The sequence below is a fragment of the Mucilaginibacter sp. P2_A4 genome (assembly GCF_056405015.1).
Window position 1 is genome coordinate 54,939 of record NZ_JBFUCX010000013.1, and the last position, 18,078, is coordinate 73,016.

The 18,078-nt window shown below is 42.0% G+C and carries 14 protein-coding genes; 8 read left to right on the forward strand and 6 right to left on the reverse strand.

The genetic code is table 11. The annotated features are described in order from the left end of the window. Positions 1–110: 110 nt before the first annotated feature. Together AC1DYB_RS22090 and vgrG are read right to left on the reverse strand one after the other, a co-directional pair. The gene (locus AC1DYB_RS22090) at positions 111–410 is read right to left on the reverse strand and encodes a PAAR domain-containing protein (protein WP_477438054.1); all 300 of its coding nucleotides are present in this window, start codon (positions 408–410) and stop codon (positions 111–113) included. Position 411: 1 nt separating this feature from the next. Beyond that, entirely contained in the window at positions 412–2,211 is a 1,800-nt protein-coding gene (gene vgrG / locus AC1DYB_RS22095; protein ID WP_477438056.1) for a type VI secretion system tip protein VgrG, read from the reverse strand. A gap of 217 nt (positions 2,212–2,428) precedes the next feature. Between vgrG and AC1DYB_RS22100 the strand changes: the two genes are divergently transcribed. Then, positions 2,429–3,073, forward strand: a complete 645-nt coding sequence (locus AC1DYB_RS22100) for an alpha-L-fucosidase (protein ID WP_477438058.1) — start codon at positions 2,429–2,431, stop codon at positions 3,071–3,073. 370 nt (positions 3,074–3,443) lie between these two features. Here AC1DYB_RS22100 and AC1DYB_RS22105 read toward each other — a convergent pair whose 3' ends face one another. Genes AC1DYB_RS22105 through AC1DYB_RS22120 form a run of 4 tightly spaced genes read right to left on the reverse strand, consistent with a single transcriptional unit; the run spans position 3,444 to position 9,303 of the window. Continuing rightward, positions 3,444–4,520 (reverse strand): DNA polymerase beta superfamily protein, encoded by a 1,077-nt coding sequence (locus tag AC1DYB_RS22105; RefSeq protein ID WP_477438060.1) that lies wholly within the window; start codon positions 4,518–4,520, stop codon positions 3,444–3,446. Then, positions 4,517–5,272, reverse strand: a complete 756-nt coding sequence (locus tag AC1DYB_RS22110) for a nucleotidyltransferase domain-containing protein (protein ID WP_477438062.1) — start codon at positions 5,270–5,272, stop codon at positions 4,517–4,519. Before AC1DYB_RS22110 ends, AC1DYB_RS22105 begins: the two co-directional genes overlap by 4 nt. Before the next feature lie 21 nt (positions 5,273–5,293). After that, positions 5,294–7,855: a polynucleotide kinase-phosphatase gene (locus AC1DYB_RS22115; RefSeq protein ID WP_477438064.1), complete on the reverse strand. Its 2,562-nt coding sequence runs from the start codon at positions 7,853–7,855 to the stop codon at positions 5,294–5,296. 20 nt (positions 7,856–7,875) lie between these two features. Next, positions 7,876–9,303 (reverse strand): 3' terminal RNA ribose 2'-O-methyltransferase Hen1, encoded by a 1,428-nt coding sequence (locus tag AC1DYB_RS22120; RefSeq protein ID WP_477438066.1) that lies wholly within the window; start codon positions 9,301–9,303, stop codon positions 7,876–7,878. A 166-nt stretch (positions 9,304–9,469) separates the two neighbouring features. On the opposite strand from AC1DYB_RS22120, the gene AC1DYB_RS22125 reads away from it, so the two are divergent. The 7 genes from AC1DYB_RS22125 to AC1DYB_RS22155 all read left to right on the forward strand — a co-directional run bounded on the left by AC1DYB_RS22125 (position 9,470) and on the right by AC1DYB_RS22155 (position 18,045). Further along, positions 9,470–10,525 (forward strand): helix-turn-helix transcriptional regulator, encoded by a 1,056-nt coding sequence (locus AC1DYB_RS22125; RefSeq protein ID WP_477393507.1) that lies wholly within the window; start codon positions 9,470–9,472, stop codon positions 10,523–10,525. Between the two features lie 216 nt (positions 10,526–10,741). Continuing rightward, positions 10,742–12,202: a rhomboid family intramembrane serine protease gene (locus tag AC1DYB_RS22130; RefSeq protein WP_477438068.1), complete on the forward strand. Its 1,461-nt coding sequence runs from the start codon at positions 10,742–10,744 to the stop codon at positions 12,200–12,202. Positions 12,203–12,219: 17 nt separating this feature from the next. After that, the gene (locus tag AC1DYB_RS22135) at positions 12,220–13,977 is read left to right on the forward strand and encodes an FAD-binding protein (RefSeq protein WP_477438070.1); all 1,758 of its coding nucleotides are present in this window, start codon (positions 12,220–12,222) and stop codon (positions 13,975–13,977) included. Continuing rightward, positions 13,970–14,827, forward strand: a complete 858-nt coding sequence (locus tag AC1DYB_RS22140) for a methyltransferase domain-containing protein (protein WP_477438072.1) — start codon at positions 13,970–13,972, stop codon at positions 14,825–14,827. The genes AC1DYB_RS22135 and AC1DYB_RS22140 overlap by 8 nt, the downstream gene beginning before the upstream one ends. Positions 14,828–14,829: 2 nt before the next feature. Further along, positions 14,830–15,927 (forward strand): hypothetical protein, encoded by a 1,098-nt coding sequence (locus tag AC1DYB_RS22145; protein WP_477438074.1) that lies wholly within the window; start codon positions 14,830–14,832, stop codon positions 15,925–15,927. A 317-nt stretch (positions 15,928–16,244) separates the two neighbouring features. Then, a complete protein-coding gene (locus tag AC1DYB_RS22150) occupies positions 16,245–16,952 on the forward strand; it encodes an RNA ligase family protein (protein ID WP_477438076.1) in 708 nt (235 codons plus the stop codon). Then, positions 16,924–18,045 carry an AAA family ATPase gene (locus AC1DYB_RS22155; RefSeq protein ID WP_477438078.1) on the forward strand — a complete coding sequence of 374 codons (1,122 nt, stop codon included), beginning with the start codon at positions 16,924–16,926 and terminating at the stop codon, positions 18,043–18,045. Before AC1DYB_RS22150 ends, AC1DYB_RS22155 begins: the two co-directional genes overlap by 29 nt. Positions 18,046–18,078: the final 33 nt, after the last annotated feature.

An 18,078-nucleotide genomic window follows, 5' to 3' on the forward strand; every position in this document is an offset into this window, starting at 1 on the left:
ATTGAAATTAGAAGATTTGCTATCGGTGAACCATTTGATATAAGTAATAAGGGGGTGGGGGATGACTATACCGATCCTCCCCAAAATATAGCCCATATTGTTATAATAGCCTATCCGCCTATATCAACATTAAAAGCGCCTAACATTATTTCACCCCCGTGGGCAGTTTGGTCGCCCATTCTTGCCGCCGGTACGCCACCTATAATTACCGTTGCCGATCCCTTTACAATGGAATCAGGCGGCCCTACGCAAAACAGCATGTCGCCGACCCTTGCAGCAGGTAGTCCGCCAATTAATACGGTGGGGTCCCCCGGGCCTATTACCGGGCCCCCTATATGTGGTATTGGCGGTACGCCCTGGCTCATCATCGGGCATTGGTGAAAATCTGTTAACCTGGCTGCTGGTGGCATATTAGTTTATCATTATCATTGCGCTTTTCAGCGTTAATTGCATTCCGCTTTTTATCTCAGCCGTTCCACCGCCCTCCGACGAGTACTGGTTTTCGGCTGTTTCTTTTATATTAACGCCACTTATCTCTACGTCTCCGTATGGTGCCTCCGCTTTTATCCCCAGGTTGCCCGTTATGTTTATTTTCTGATCGGCTTTTATATTGATGTCCTTAGAGCTCGAAATAGTTATCCCGTCTTTGGACATCTCAATTTTGTTGCTGTTTTCGTCGTTAATAGTGATGGAGTGGTCCTTATCGCTCAATATTATCTTGTTTTTATTGGGGGTTGCAATAGTGACTACGATATTGTCATCGTCAAATTGAACCGTGATGCCAGATTTGGTTACAATTGCCTTGATCGAATTTTTTTCATTAGGCTCGAGACTGTTCAACGGCTTCGATTTGGAATCACTGTACATGCTTCCTAATATTACCGGGTAACGAGGGTCTTCGTTCAAAAAACCTAATACTACTTCGTCTCCTACTTCGGGCATGAAAAATATACCTGCTCCGCTGGTGGAGTAAAAATTGGATAGGCGCGCCCAGATACCTGCGCCGCTCTGGTCAAACAACGGCACATCTACGAGGATACGGTACTGCGAGTCAGGGTCTTCGTGCATTTTTTTTACGGTGCCGTTAAACAAACCGCGTGCACCCGGTAAAAGCCCCGAAGCCGGTTGCGATACGATATCGGGTTCTTCGATAAACCACACCGGCGAAAGTCCTATTGACACTTCTGTAATCCAGTTGCCGTCCGAAAAATTATGTACCACACCCGAAATAAGATGGTCGCCGCTAAACCGGTCGCCAAGACCTTCCAGGGTTATAAATTTGCCAGGGTCCACCAGCCCAGTTCCCTGGAACCTAGCCTCGCCCTGTATTTTTGAGTAAGCGCTTTTAACCAGCTGGGCTTTGCACCAATCGGTTAAATCGGCGTTTTCCACGGGAGCTGTAGTTTGCAATTGATAATCCGACAGACCAACAACTTCAGATAGTTTTTTCGAGCTGAGATTTCCTGGCCCCGGTGTATTATTCGATGCCTCGCCAGAAACGATCGCCTGGTTTTTATAATCCCAGCTGCTCGCTTTAACATTGCCGAACTGCGTAATTGCATTCAAATCGGCATTAAACGCCAATAAACCGTCACCGAATTTAACGGATAGAACCGGCGAAGTATCGGCATCGGGCCTGGCAACAGTTACCTTGCCGTTAAGTGTTGTTACAATCATACCGTTTATTTCGGCGCGCGCCAGTATAAAATCCCAGTCGGTCACGTAGCATTGCACCAGCGACGGCCAGTCGGTTGGGGTTGCAGCAACATCAGCACTGAGGCCAGGATAGGTGCCGATGATGGAAGAAATAATTTCACTGTCTTTTTTCTTTGAAAAAATAAGGCTTTTTCTGCCTACGATCATCTTAATAGCCATATCGCGGCATTCTACCTCGAGGGCCGAGCCGACCAGCCCATCAATACGGATGGACTGACGGGTGATGATGCCCTTAAAGATCAGGGTGTTTGCCGAATCATAGCCGGCTTCTACCGTAACTTCGGCACCTGGAATAAACGTATCTGACGAACTGACATCAAATTTACCTGTATCAGCCACGCCATCAATAATAACGATTTTTGCAGTGGCGATCCGGTTAACCTTTTTTTCTATATATACAGAAAGCACGCTTAACTCAACTGGAATAGCATTTCCTGCAACCTTTATGATAAATGTTGCCAGCCCTCCGGATCTTATGTTGGTTGATGTAGTCATTTTATGAATATTCTTGAATTTATGGCGAAGGTTATATTTGCAACCTGAAGTTAATACGAGCTATCATCCCAGATAAAGGAAAATTCGATGTGTTTGTTGTTCAGGATTTTAATTATTGGTAAACATAATAATAATAGTATGTTTATCAATTTACAATTGGTATCTATTTCAACAGGTGCCTGTCTTTTGCCTTACAGGCCCATGATCCGTTTGATCATTGAAAATTTCCAGCTCTTATATGGATAGTGGCTATTATGCGGCGCAGTTATCAGAATTATTAAGAAACTATGGGCCCATCTGGGAAATATGGTGGGATGGCGCAGGTGCCGATCAGATTACATCAGCTTTTTATGATCGCTGGGCAGATACCGTACGTAAATTACAACCTAACTGTGTTGTTTTTGGAACTAAAAACTCATACAAATATGCCGATTGCCGCTGGATGGGCAACGAATCGGGCATATCAGGCGACCCGTGCTGGTCGACGATTAATCCTGTTTCTATCCGGGAGGAAGCGGCTCACATTACGCAATTAAACCATGGCGAAGTTGACGGCACGGCGTATGTACCTGCCGAAGTAGACGTTTCTATCCGTCCAAGCTGGTTTTATCACCAGGAGGAAGATGCCCATGTTAAAACGGTTGCTGGCTTGTGGGACCTTTATTTTAATTCTGTAGGTCGTAATAGTGTGCTGTTATTAAACTTTCCACCGGATAAGCGGGGATTAGTTTCTGCTATAGATTCTGTAAGGGCTGCCGGTTTACACAATTTGATCGCCGGAACGTTTAAAAAAAACCTTGCTGCCGGCGCTGCTATCACATCACTTCATCCTCGGGGTGGAAAATATAATTTAAGCCTGTAACGGCATCAAGAGTCAGGTTACGGGTTACTTCGGGCAAGGCTTGTTTAGCTATCCATACTTTTAGTATTTGTAAGCAACCGTCGCTGCAATAAGGTTCAGGTGGCGGCGAACATTTAAATAGTCACTTGTTTGCTCCGTTGAGTTTTTTGATAGCATAAGGACTATTTTTGGGCAAAAAGAAAGACCGCAAAACAGGTGCTAAATCTGATTTGCGGTCTGCTTTTTTTGGGTGTTTGAATACTTCAGTTGCTACCGTGGTAATTAAAATTGATCATATTGCTTGTTCACAAAGTAAGGGCAATATGCTCTCGTAGTGGTAGCCTGGCGAAAATTGCTGATACTTTAATAAGTTTGAGCATTTGCAGTAAGGTTATATATAGTTAACCTTATAAAAAAGCGCCCTGATTTGCACCAACAAATCTTCGGCCATGTGAATATCCGGTCTATCAGGTAATGCCGATCTTTGATAAACTGATTTTATCCCCTCCATCTTTACTTCAACCATGCGCATTAGTTCATCAAATTCAAATTCTCCGTTGCGGATCTTTAACAGGAAATCGCGATCTTCTCGTTTTACTATAACCTGATGATATAGGGCGATCTCTTCAGCCATGATCAAAAGCCGAAAGGTGTGCATCATATTCTTCGCATCATAACTTTTGCCATGTGATAACGTACTTTGATAACGATGCTCATTTCGTTTTTCTTCCCATTCTAAATACTCTTTATATTCCCGGCAATAAATGGAGTAACTATCCTTATTGAAGTTCATTACAGCTATGTTTTCTACACCTTTAGGTATAGAACTTAATTGAACGTCATCAGCATCGGGACCCGACGATATTCCTTTAAATCGCCCATCTGTTAACTGTTTTTGATGATACAGTAAGTAAACATTTCTGAAATGATCCAGGTTCACCAAGCCACATTGTTCCTGACTAAAATTATGTTCCTTCAGCCATTCCTTTAGTGAAATGCTACCATTGTTATGGATCACAAAGCAGAAGTCCAGCACAGATTTACGTTCGGCATCTAATGGTTTATTGATCTTTTTATTTAAGCCTCTGGCTTTCTTGATTTGTGTTTGTGCATATCCTGCGAATGTATCCAGGCAAAGTTTGGACAGAAAATCTTTCGGTTTGATTAAATCCATTAGCGGATGACGAAATAATATGTGCTCTTCAGGCGTACTTAACAGTTCCAATATATTAGGATTGTTTTTCGTCAATAATTCAAGGAAACGACCTATCTCGAAATAAACTTCATCATTGGTCGCATTAGCAATCTGATCTTGTCGCTCAAAACCATAAAGCTGCTTTTGAGGCATGATGAAGATTCCTTTCTTATCCACGTCAGAACCGGCAACATTCAGGTTATAAGCCGTACTGCCACTGATACAATCCAACAGGATCAGTTCTTTTTGCTGTTTTAGCTGTGCATAAGTCATGGCTGTATGTATTTTCTAAAAACTTCATTCAATTTATCTGCGTCTTTCTTCTCCGATGGCATTAGCGGCATTTGTTCCCTGCAATAATTTAGTGTATCAGTTAACCACTCGTTAAGTAATGCAAAAGGTGTTATAAAAGCCTTTTCATCGGCGGCCTTTTTTTGTTCCAGTAAATCATCTATACTTTTTTGAACTTTGTCATCACTTATTAACACCCGCAATTGATCAAATTCCATTGGCGGTACGGTTTGTTTCTCCACTATCCATTGGCAAGCCAATGCCGGCCGCAGCGCATAAAAGTAACGCTTCAACTTTACCTGGTCGCCCTGCAGATCATCTCTAAGTGTATTGTTAGCCATTGATAAATAGTGATTCCCACCCGAACGTAAGGAAAAATAAGCAGGCATTAAATTCCGCATTTCATCAGCGAAAGCATTGTCCTGACGATATATGACAGGTGATTGTAACCACTCATATAAGGGGCCGTTAGATTTGAGGAATAGCTTTAAAGCTTTCTTCAAATCCCACCCGCCAATATCCAATACTTCATTAACCGGCAGGCCAACCACATCCGGCATTTCTTCAATGCTCAGATAATGTTTAACATTCCGGGTGTAAATAAATCGAACATCAAAGTCACTATCGGTTGAGGCAAAACCCCAGGCCCGGCTGCCCGACTCGCAAGCGTATAGAATTTTTATATTTTCCGATTGCTCAAGCTTAGATAATTTTTGCAGGATGATTTGTTTCATGTTCGTAATTATTATTTCATTTTACAATCTTGGATCCACCGGTTCGCTTTCCATAGCCAGCACACCAAATACACATTGATGCACGCGCCTTAACGGTTCTTTATCGGTGAAACGTTGTAAACCTTCTATTCCCAATGCAAACTCGCGCATAGCTAACCCTCGTTTAGCGTTTAACCCGCGTGATTTTAAGCGGATGATATTTTCAGAGGCCGTATATTCAGGGCCATAGATGATCCGTAAATATTCTTTTCCCCTGATTTTGATAGCCGGTTGTATTAGTCCTTTACCATCTTTTTCAATAAAATTATAAGGCTTCACTACCATGCCTTCTCCGCCCTTGCCGGTTAAGGCTAACCACCATTCTGTAGCTTCATTGATGCTGGCTTCGTTATTTAGTTCCACTATTTTGTAAGGGGTAGCTAACAATATAGCAGGATCGCCCGCGCAGATTTTTTTAATCTGCTCCATATGCCATTCGTGGTTCTCGCTTGTCCAAAGTTTTCCTTCGGATGCTAAGATATGGAACGGTGCCAGCTTGTAATCGTCCAGGCTGTTTACCGGCCAGCAATACTGCTGATAGGCCGTAGTGAATTGCTTAGCTTCCTTTTGCTTTTCACTGTATTCCGCTAACAATTCTTCACCGGCTGCATCCCTTTGAGTCAATTGTTTTAGTGCATCCATCACATCGCCTAAAGCATGCGTTGCAGCAGCGCCAACCGCCGCATATTGTGTTTGGAGTAAAGCCTGCGCTTTAGCGCTCCAGGGCATTAATTCGGTATCCAAACAAACCCAATCGGTATTAAAAGCATCATAAAATCCTGAAGTGATCAACGCCTCATTCAATCGTGTTAATAAGGCCTGCTCGGTTACTTTGTCATTGAAGAATGCGCGACCTGTACGGGTATAAACTGTACCAATGCCTTCTCCCGTAATTCCGAATGCTTTGCTGATCGCTTCTTCATTTTTACCGACGATAACCACTGCCCTTGAACCCATATGCTTTTCCTGACATACTACTTTACTAATCCTGGCTGCTTTGTAATAATCAAAAGCTTCAGTCGGAAATTCCAGGTAGTCATCCAGTATGCTGGTTTTGGATGGACTCATGGTAGGTGGCAAATAGATCAGCCATTTTGGATTGATAGCAAACCTGCTCATTACCTCTAGCGCAGCTATAGCATTTTCTTCCCTTATAGTGATGTTATTCCCCAAGCGTGTTTCTACAATTTGTTTTCCTGTAAATTCGGCTATATCCAACACATTGTCGTTTTCCTGTTGCATGGTTAAGTTTGCCACACTGGTTTTACCATGATCCAGAGGCCTTACTGGCTCGCAGTAAACCTGAGCAGCTTTTACAGCTACCAATTCCCGTTCAGGATAACGAAAAGCGGTTAATGATCCGCCAAATACACAACCGGTATCAATATCAATGGTATTATTGAGCCACTGTGCTTCAGGAACAGGCGTATGCCCATAAACAACCATAGCCCTGCCTTTATATTCTGCAGCCCAGTTAAGCCTAACCGGTAAACCAAATTCATCTATCTCACCTGTAGTTTCCCCGTATAAGCAAAATTCGCGTACAGCACCTGAACCGCGCCCCTGCATACTTTCTTTTAAACCAGCATGGGCAACAACTAATTTGCCATTATCGAATACATAATGGCTGATCAAGCTATCCAAAAACTTTTTAACCTGATCCCTAAATTCCTGTGTTTCCAGGCTTAATTGATCAATAGATTCCTGCAGCCCATGTTTGGCCTGCACGTTTTTACCGCTCAACCAGCGCATCAATTTAATATCATGATTACCGGGCACACAATAAGCGTTGCCGGCAGCAGTCATGCTCATTACCAACTTTAATACCTCGGGTGTTTTAGGCCCACGGTCAACCAGGTCACCGGCAAATACAGCTTTCCGACCTTCGGGATGAACCCACGTTTCACCATTGTTGATGTATCTTAAATCTGCTAAAAGTTGTGTTAATTCATCGTAGCAGCCGTGTATGTCTCCTATGATATCTAATGGGCCTGTTTCTCCCTTTTTATTGTTGTATAAAGGATCGCGTACAATACCGGTTATCGCATCAACTTCTTCAGGCGTACGTAATTCGATAATATGGCGAAAACCTTCATATTTCAACTTTTTAAAGCTTCGTTTTAATTGCGAGATATGCTGCGGTATTACATGCGCACCGAAGTTTCGGTCGGGTCGCAATGCATTTCGTTGCGCACAAACCTTTTCGGGCATATTCAATATGATAGCGACTGGCAGGCAATGGTATTCCTTAGCCAGTTTTATCCAGTCTTTACGCGCTTCTTCCTGCACATTGGTAGCATCAATTACGGTTACCAGCCCGTTCTTTAAGCGCAAACCGGTAATATACCTGGCCAATGCAAAAGCATCGGCAGAAGCCGCCTGGTTGTTTTCGTCATCACTTACCATGCCACGGCAGATATCAGAGGAAACAATCTCCGTTGCCTTGAAGTGTTTTCGGGCAAATGAAGATTTTCCTGACCCGGTAGCACCTATGAGTACAACCAACGATAATTCAGGTATTTGTATAGTTTTATTTGTTAACATTCTTTTCTTTTTAATTGTGATTACACCAATTGTTCCGCTATCTCGTCACGGTGGCTAAATACCGCCATCTGGCTTAATGCCCCAACTTCAGCATCAACTTCTCCAACAGGTTTAAAGATCACATTGTAGTTGTATTTTACAGCCAGATCGGTACTCCAGCTTTCAAATTCTTTTCTTGTCCATTCAAAGCGGTGGTCATTATGTCGCATTTTGCCTTCCTGGTAATCTGCAAAACGTACATTGTATTCGGCATTAGGGGTGGTAATGATCACTGTTCCAGGTTTAGCATATTCAAATACTGATCTTTCCAGTGCCGCTAACCGCGGCTCATCCAAATGTTCTATTACTTCTACCAATGCTGCACCATCAAAGCCTTCCAACCGTTTGTCCCTGTATGTTAATGACCCTTGAATTAATTGTATTCTTTGCAATTGCTTTTCAGACATGCGTTCCAGCTTCAACCTTTCTTTAGCGATCTCCAATGACCGATAACTCACATCCATTCCCAAAACAAATTCAAATTGCTTCTCGGTCTGTAAAAGTTTGATGAGTTTGCCCTCGCCGCAACCCAAATCTGCTACCCGTTTAGCGCCGGCCAACAATAACTCGTCTTTAGCTGCTTGTAAGCGCAATTCGTGTATGCGTAATTGCGGCTCTTCAATATCGGTCGCTGCTTCTACAATTATCTCGTTTTCCAAAGCTTCTTCAATTTCATCCTTGCTTAACAATACACCCAAAGCCTGATTAGCCAGCGACCGCTGATTTTTCAGATACCTGCGAACGATCATTTTTTTAGCCGGATGTGTTTCCAGCCAATCCTTGCCTTTGGCCAATAATTTTTCAACTTCTTCCTCGTTTACCCAATAGTGCTTGTCATTATCGCACACAGGTATCAGCACATACAAGTGCGAAAGCAGTTGCTGTAAGGTAAGCTTGTTACTTAACTCCACTGTAAAATATCGGCTGTAGCCCCATTCAGGAAAAGCGGGATCAAGCGGATGTTGTATGGTATTTACCAGGTAGCCCAGTGGCTCAAACAAGGATCGCAATATACCTTCGCCGCCCTTTACCGGCAACACCGACAGCTTAACTGTAAAAGGCATAGCTACATCTACCAGTTCCGGTTTGTCCTTACATCTGCCATTAAGGGCGGATGAATAAGCTTTGGCAATAGCTGCGCTCATAAATGAACTGGACACATATGGCCTGTCGTTTACATATTGCTCTAACGCAAAGTCGTTGCCTTTAGGCCCTGCACTTCTTACCAATCCCACCGGGTCAATATCCAGCAATAAGGCAGCTGTACATTTTTGATCACTTACTTCCGGATAAAAAATATGTGCTTTTCCAGCCGAGAGATCAACAGACTGTATTTTACCCGGATGTTTGTGCAATAAATAGCTCAGGTCATCTGCCGGGAAATGTGTGGTGGTTATAGTTAGTAACATCAGGTAATAGATTGTACGGTTAATATAGTTATTCTCCTCAATGTGGCGTGCATTGCCCTCTTTATCCAGCAATGCACGCTTTCAACACTACAAAGGTGAATGGCAAGTGCGCAGTCTTTTTGCGCAGTAAAAAAATAATTGCCATATTTATAAAATATATTTGCCTATGCCTGTTAATCGCAATGCCCTTATCCGCTACCGCACTATTGACAATTGCCTTCAAAACCGTTATAAAAAATGGACGTTAGATGATTTAATCGAAGCCTGTTCTGATGCCTTATATGAATTTGAAGGTATTGATAAGGGTGTAAGCCGGAGGTCTGTACAAGCCGATATTGAAATGATGCGCAGTAATAAGTTGGGCTACGAGGCACCTATTGTTGTGGTTGACCGGAAATATTATACCTACGCTGACAAAAATTATAGTATAACCAACAGCCCGATCAGCCAACAGGATATGCAGGTTTTAAGTGAAGTATCCAGTTTACTGAAACAATTTAAAGGCTTCAACCATTTTACCGATCTGAACGAAATGGTGAGTAAGCTGGAGGATAAGATCTATTCGCAAAAAACTCATAGTCCGCCGGTTATCGACTTTGAAAAAAATGATAACCTGAAAGGACTAGAATATATTGAAGGTATCCGTAAAGCGATTGTTGCTAAAAAAACGCTTTGCCTAACGTATCAATCATTCAAAGCTCGCGAAGCCAGTACATTTTGCTTTAGCGCCTATTTATTAAAAGAATACCGCAACCGCTGGTTTGTTTTGGGAGTACAGCATAAAAACAGGGGACAATTTTTGAATCTGGCCCTCGACAGGATACAATCTGTAGAAGAACAGGATGAAAAATATAGGGAGAACAGAATAATCGATCTTGCTACTTACTATAATGACGTAATAGGCGTTACCAAATCCCCTGGGCAGCGCGATTGTGAAGTGGTGTTCTGGATTAATAATGCCAACGCGCCCTATGTGATAACCAAGCCGCTGCATCATACGCAAAAACTGTTGGGTGAAGAAAACGATGGTAAAGTTTTCAGTATAAAAGTGATCCTTAACTTTGAACTGGAGCGGGAATTATTAGGGTTTGGTTCAAAGATGAAAGTGCTTCGACCAAGGATATTAGTCAAACAAATGAAATCGCAATTGCAAAAAACACTGGATCTCTATAACTTAAGGGCTATAGAAACTGAAAGTGCTATAGAAACTGAGAAAAATTAACTTGTTAAAAATCATTTTGATATATTTAAATCGATATCACAATTATTAATGGCCTATTTTTTAATCAAGATAAAGTTAATCTATCTGCAATTTCTGCTGGTGGCAATCGGCTTTATATTATCGTATTCGTTTTTGATTTGGCTGATTGTATACCAATTTTCTTTATTGGCCTTAAACGAGGATTTAATTAACTTTTGGCTGCCATTTTGCCTGCCTGTGATACCTGTTTATATCTGGCTAAGGCCAAGGATTAAATTACTGGTATTAAAAGATAAGAAGGGTAATTTGCCATTTCTCTATTTTTTTGCGGCTTGCCTGGCTATTTCGGTGCCAACAATGGTGTTACAAGAATATTTACTAACAGCCACAGGTAAATTAACAACGGTTGAAAATATTAGCGAAATAAGTAAAAAGCCTATCACAAGATATTACACAATTGCAAACCATTATATAGATAAACAACACGCAACGGTACATCGTAGAACAGAAGTAAGTGGCAGAAATAACGAATATTTAACTTTTCATCTATATGTTGCCTGCCCTCTTTTAGACAAGGCCCCGCAAATAGACACTGGTAATAATAGTAGTTTTATTATGCCCGCGGCATGGCTGGGAACCGAATACACAAAAGGCATTAGTAATCGCAGCAGTGACGTTGAAAAAGAACAGGCATTTAAAGAATTAGGAATAGAAACTTATAATAAACTCAAAGAACAAAACCTCGATCAGTTTATTTACTTAGACCATATTGGCAACAATGATCGCCATAAGGGTTATTACGCCGCAATTAAATCAATTCCTCAATATAATGGTGCAGAGCCGTTAATTCTGGAAGCCAAAAATGAGCCGTTCGAAACAAGAAACGGAGATAAATTTGGATGGATATTTAAATCATTCGGGATTGGCGCAGGAGTTTGGTTGCTCATGTTGATTTTTCCTAAGTTTAACAATGCGCAATTAAAAAAGCTTCCAGAATACAGCCTCGAGCGTCAGCGGGAGTCGTTCAATAAATTTGCCTCATCAATAAAAATTACCAGTAAATCGTCCGTTTCAATATTCATTATTGCATTAAACATTTTGGTTTTTATCATTATGGTTTTTGCAGGATTAGGTTTTATCTCATTTGACGGACAAGACTTATATGCCTGGGGAGCTAATTACCGGCCGGCAGTGGTTAACGGGCAGTGGTGGCGATTGTTAACTAATATCTTTTTGCATGGAGGATTAATGCACTTGATATTTAATATGTATGGACTACTTTTCGTCTCTATTTTCCTTGAACCTATTTTAGGGAGAGCGAAATTTATAATTGCATATATTTTATGTGGGTTGTTAGCAAGTCTTGCCAGTATATGGTGGCATCCGGCAACCTTAAGCGTTGGTGCATCTGGGGCGATCTTTGGGTTATACGGTGTGCTAACCGCTTTATTAACAACCAACAAAGCCGACGCAAATTCCAAAAAGGGGTTGTTAATAAATAACGCAATATTTATAGGGATTAATTTAATAATCGGGTTTACCGGAGGTATTGACAATGCTGCTCATATTGGCGGTTTGTTAACAGGATTTATTATGGGTTATATAATGTATTTTTTTATCGACAAACCTAAACCCAAGAGGGTCTATAAGAAAAGGATAAAAGTTATCGAGAACAAGGAAAATATATTAGAAAAGTAGAACTGAATAAACCATCTATGCGCCTGAAACAAAAATTACCTGTAACCTATCTGCTATTTACCGTTAATGGTCGTTTATCAAAAGGGGCTTTTTGGCTGGCTTCCCTGTTTTACTGGTGCACGTTTTATGTATTGTATAACCTATTGCTATTCAGTATAGGTGAACAAGCTACATTTATATTATATCCATTATTGTTCTGGATCATTGCCGCAACCGCTATCAAGCGACTCCACGATCAGGGCTATTCTGGTTATTGGCTATTTACTGTTTTGATACCTGTGCTTGGTCCGTTATGGTTAATATGGCGATTGGGATTTAAGAAAGGTAATTATGCTGCAAATAATTATGGCTCGGTACCCGGTTCGGCGCCTGATTATTTAAAAAATGACGAAGGCAAGGAAATTCCGCATCTTAAAACTGATGAGCGTATTATTGATGATGTAACCCGATTGAACCCGGTACTGGTAGCAAAAATAATGCGGCCAACTTCGGTTGAGGAGGTCTGCGAGATTGTGAAAAATACTACCGGGTCTATTTCAGTGGGCGGTGGTCGCTTTAGTATGGGTGGGCAAACGGCCAGTCCGCATAGCGTGCATGTGGATATGCGTGGCATGAATAAAGTATTGGATTTTTCGGCAGCTGATAAACTTATTAAAGTACAAACTGGTATCCGTTGGTGCGATATTCAACAATATATTGATGAGCACAACCTCAGCATCAAGATCATGCAGACCTATGCTAACTTTACAGTAGGTGGGGCATTAAGTGTGAACGCCCATGGCCGATACATGAGCATGGGGCCGGTAGTGTTATCGGTGCGGTCTATCGATGTAGTATTGGCCGATGGCTCATTAGTGCATGCCACCAGGGCAGAAAATCAGCAAATATTTTTCGGCGCGATAGGCGGATATAACGGCATCGGCATTATTGTACAGGCGGAGTTGGAACTGGCCGATAACATGGCCATCAAACGCGTCGATAAAAAGATGAAGGTGGAAGAATATAAGGATTACTTTTTTAAAACTATCCGAAACAATGCCCAGGTTGTTTTTCATAATGGTGATATATATCCACCCAAATACAAACGTTTACGTGCCGTAAGCTGGATAGAAACAACCGAAAAACCAACTGTTAAAACCCGGTTAATGCCCTTGAAAGAATTTTATCCGCTGGAGCGGTATTTCTTATGGGCATTTACGGAACGGCCGCTAGGAAAACCTTACCGGGAGTTTGTGATAGACCCGTTATTATTCAGAGGAAAAAAAATACACTGGCGTAATTACGAGGCTGGGTATGACGTAGCCGAACTGGAACCGAAATCAAGAATCAACAGCACCTACGTTTTGCTGGAGTACTTTGTGCCGGTAAACCGTTTTGAGGAATTTGAAAAGGCCATGGCCGAAATATTTATCCGCTTTAATGTAAATGTGTTGAATGTTTCTATCCGCCATGCCAAAGCCGATCCTGGTACTTACCTGGCTTGGGCACGCGAGGAAGTATTTGCCTTTGTTGTTTACTATAAACAGCGTACAGATGCTGCATCAAAACACGCCGTAGCCGTATGGACACGCGAACTTGCCGATGCGGTGACCGCAGTAAACGGCGCCTATTATTTGCCATACCAGGTACATCCAACGGCTGGGCAGTTTCATAAGGCCTATCCCAATGCGCAAAAAATATTTGATTTGAAAGCCAAGCTTGACCCTGAATATAAATTCAGGAACATTTTTTGGGATACCTACTATAAACCATTAAAACCACAAAACAATGGCTAATACATCCGAATTTAAAGCAGTATTCAACGATACCAAATGGAGCGACGACTTTTACCGCTTTTTGCAGGTGATATTTCATTTGTATCCCGAAGATAAATTCCATCAGCTTATAAAAGAAGAAACCGCTGCCGGCAAAAGCGATGAAGAAATTTACAAATCGGTACAAAGCAAGCTGAAAAGCATCAAACCTTTTTTATCGGAGCTGACCTACGCCTTGCCGGCGCTAAAAAAGCAAAAAAAGGAGATAGTAAGGCAAACGCTGGAATTATTAGGAGGTGTAAAGCGGATTGATGGGTATGCAGAGATAGGGTCAACAGGTAGGTATATTAGTCAGCTTAGAAAAGAAACAGAAGTTGCAGGCCATATCTATCTCATTAATGACCTGGCGCCAACCAACTCACCCGCTGATATTATGGAGCGGGGACAGTTAGGTAAACAAGGTACATTTATTAATATTAATGGTTACGACACTATCAGCAAGTCGGTTATTCCAGATAGTAGCCTTGATGTAGTTACCTGCTATATTGGTTTGCATCACTGCCCAGTAGTTAAACTGGATGGATTTGTAAAATCTATTCACCGTATCCTGCGGCCTGGTGGTTCATTTGTTATCCGGGATCATAATGTAAAAACGCGGGAGATGGCCACCTTTGTTTCGCTGGTGCATACGGTGTTTAATGTAGGATTGAACGAGAGCTGGGAGTTTGAAGCCAAAGATTTTAAGAACTTTAAACCTGCAGACGAATGGGCAGCAATTATTGAAAAAAACGGATTTAAAGATGCTGGTAAACGAATACTACAGGACAAAGACCCATCTGACAATACTTTAATGTTGTTTACCAAAATATAACCATGAGAAGGCTAAGGATCCTGACATTAATTGCGCTGCTACTATCCATAATAACATTTGCTGTTAAAAACAGGAAGCCATCCACCGTGCCCGCCGGGAAGGGACTATTGGTTGATAAATCCTGGCTGACTTCCAATCAGCATCCGCTAACACCGCAAAAAGATGTGCGCCCGCCTGATCAAACTTTTTTAACCTACCCCGAGTGGTTCCTGGTGTTTAGCCCGGCAGAACAGGCAGATTATTTTAAAAACCACACCTCAACCACTTTTCCGTATATGAAACACGTTGACCAAATGTGGGGTGGCTATGGCGTGGTGTACGATCAGATAAAAGGCAATTTTCCATTCAATACGGGCTATCATGTGATGATAATGGTGATAGCCGGCAGTACAACAGTTGAATACAGTATCAAATCATTTTACGAAACCATTATTGGCCGGATAACCGATACCAGCCCCAACGAGGAAATGACAGCTGAGGATATGTTCAACGCAGGTTATGAATATAATTACGTAAAATTTATTGACGAACTTCCTTGGTACGAATATGATTTTAATCATCAGCTTAAAACGTTGTGGAGTAATACCTCCCTCAACGGGCCGCATTTACTGCGCAAACTGGAACGTCGGTATTATTTAACTACCGAATTATTGGTTAAGAGCGGTTATGGCTGGTTGATAGGTTTGGGTACTAAATCGGCATATGAAACAGCTTCACTGCAAACTGCGGTGGTGATGGAAAAACTACCCGCCGGACTGGACACAACTGGGTTTGTTCATCACTTAAAAATATTACCAAATGGTATGATGCTGGCCAACTTACCTCGTTATGCCCAATTCAATACTTCAGTTAACAAGCTGGCTGAAAAGGGTGTTGTCTTTAATGAAATTGCAGGTAACAAAGGTGCTATTATGCTCACTGTTTTAACTAATGAGCCTGCAATTCAGACTGGAAATTGCAAAGTACTGTTTATCCAACCCATTGTTACTAAACCCGGTTTAATTAGAATAGCGATAGTAACAACAGTTGGCAATTTAAGTACTGTCGTTAAAACGCTATTAGATGATAAGGTTACTATTGAACATGTGTATGACTACTGATGTCACCTTCTTTTAATAAGATGTTAAAAGAGAACAGCGTTAAAACTGCCTCTGGAACTCAAAATGATTTTTTCGGGTTCGGATTATGAGGAAGAAGGCTGGCTGGTTGAGAAGAATCTGTGCTTCCTGGAAGGTAAATTGCAATTTGATTTTGTGTTGTATTTGGGTAAACAGATTATAAATTAGTTTCTTACATTTGCGTCAACAAAAACGCTATAAGTATTGAGCCATGTAATCGCCCGCGCATAAATCATTTATGATCTTTCCCATCCCAGGGAAGGAAGCGATTTTTATTTTCTTATTTTAATCTTGAAAACATGGCTATATCACAAAAATATGGTCGTACCTATCATTATCCGTTTTCGCCGGGCACAACCAGCGATGATCGTATAGCGCACGACTACTGGGACCACTTACAGCGTATCCCAAACTTAATACATACTGAAAAACTGGATGGCGAAAATAATTGCCTTTCCAAAATCGGCGTTTTTGCCCGTTCGCATGCGGCACCAACTACCTCATCCTGGACAGAAAGCCTCCGGCGTTTCTGGCAGTTGGTGAAATATGATCTGGGCGATCTGGAGATTTTCGGAGAGAATCTGTATGCGATACATTCCATTGAATATCGCAAACTGGAGCACCATTTTTATGTGTTCGGGATTCGTGAGCACGATCGGTGGCTTAGTTGGGAGGAGACTCAGTTCTACGCCAATATGCTTGATCTGCCTACGGTTCCGGTAGTTAAAGCGGAAGGTATGCCAGATGAGCGACAACAGTTTGAAACGGAAATACTGACACTGGTAAGGGGGCCAGGCGCGTTTGATTCTTATGATGTGTATGATCAGAAAGCAACTACCATGGAAGGTATTGTTAGTCGTAATGCCGATAGTTACGCCGTGGACGCTTTTGCGCAAAATGTATTTAAATATGTACGAAAGGGGCACGTTAAAACCGATGAACACTGGACCCGCAACTGGAAACGCGCACCATTGATAAATGAAGGAGGTAAGCATGTGGACGTTTAGTGAAAATAAAGAGTGGACATATCTTGAAGGAAAATTTGACTGGATAAGGCGCATGAACAACGTTGAGCAAGACCCGCGCTATCATGCTGAGGGCAATGTGGCTACCCATACGCAAATGGTATTGGCTGCCTTGGAAAATGAACCAGTTTTTCAAGGTTTATCTAAACAGGAACAGCAAATACTATGGGCTGCCGCTTTATTGCACGATGTTGAAAAATACAACACTACAGTTTTTGAGGCCGATGGCAGCATTACCTCTAACGGGCATGCCCGTAAAGGCGCGCAATTTGCAAGGCAATTGCTTTATGTAAATGAACCTGCGCCTTTCATGATCCGCGAACAGATTGTGGGCTTGGTGCGTCATCATGGTTTACCGATATGGTTGTTTGAAAAGCCAGACCCGTTAAAAACGTTGGCGAAAGCCAGTATGGAGGTAAACACCCAATGGCTGGCTTTGTTGGCTCGTGCCGATATGTTAGGTCGTATTTGTGACGATCAGGAGGAGATGCTCTATCGTATCGACTGCTTTGAAGCATTTTGTCAGGAAAATGATTGCTGGGGAAATGCCCATAAGTTTAGCTCGGGCCAGGCACAAATGTATTATATGCAACATAATGATGCCTACCTGGACTATATTCCTTTTGAAGAACCTGTGTTTGAAGTGATTTTAATGAGTGGTTTACCAGGTGCAGGTAAGGACACATTTATTAAGAAGCAATACTTTGGATGGCCTGTGATCTCCTTAGATCATATACGTATGGAACGCCGTATATCCCCAACAGATAAAAAGGGTAATGGCCAGGTGATACAGGAAGCAAAAGAACGGGCACGCGTTTACCTGCGCAAACAGGAATCCTTTGTCTGGAACGCTACCAATACCACCAGCCAAATGCGGATGCAGCTGATCGAACTGTTCGGCACCTATAAGGCAAAGGTGGTTATCGCCTATATTGAGGTACCTTATCAGCATTTACATGGTCAAAATAAAAACCGCGATGCTGTCGTTCCCGCCGCGGTTTTAGATAAGCTGACATATAAACTGGAGGTGCCCGCACTGTGGGAAGCGCATGAGGTAACTTATCATGTTAGTTAAACAAAATAGACCACCTCTTGAATTTTATGAGGT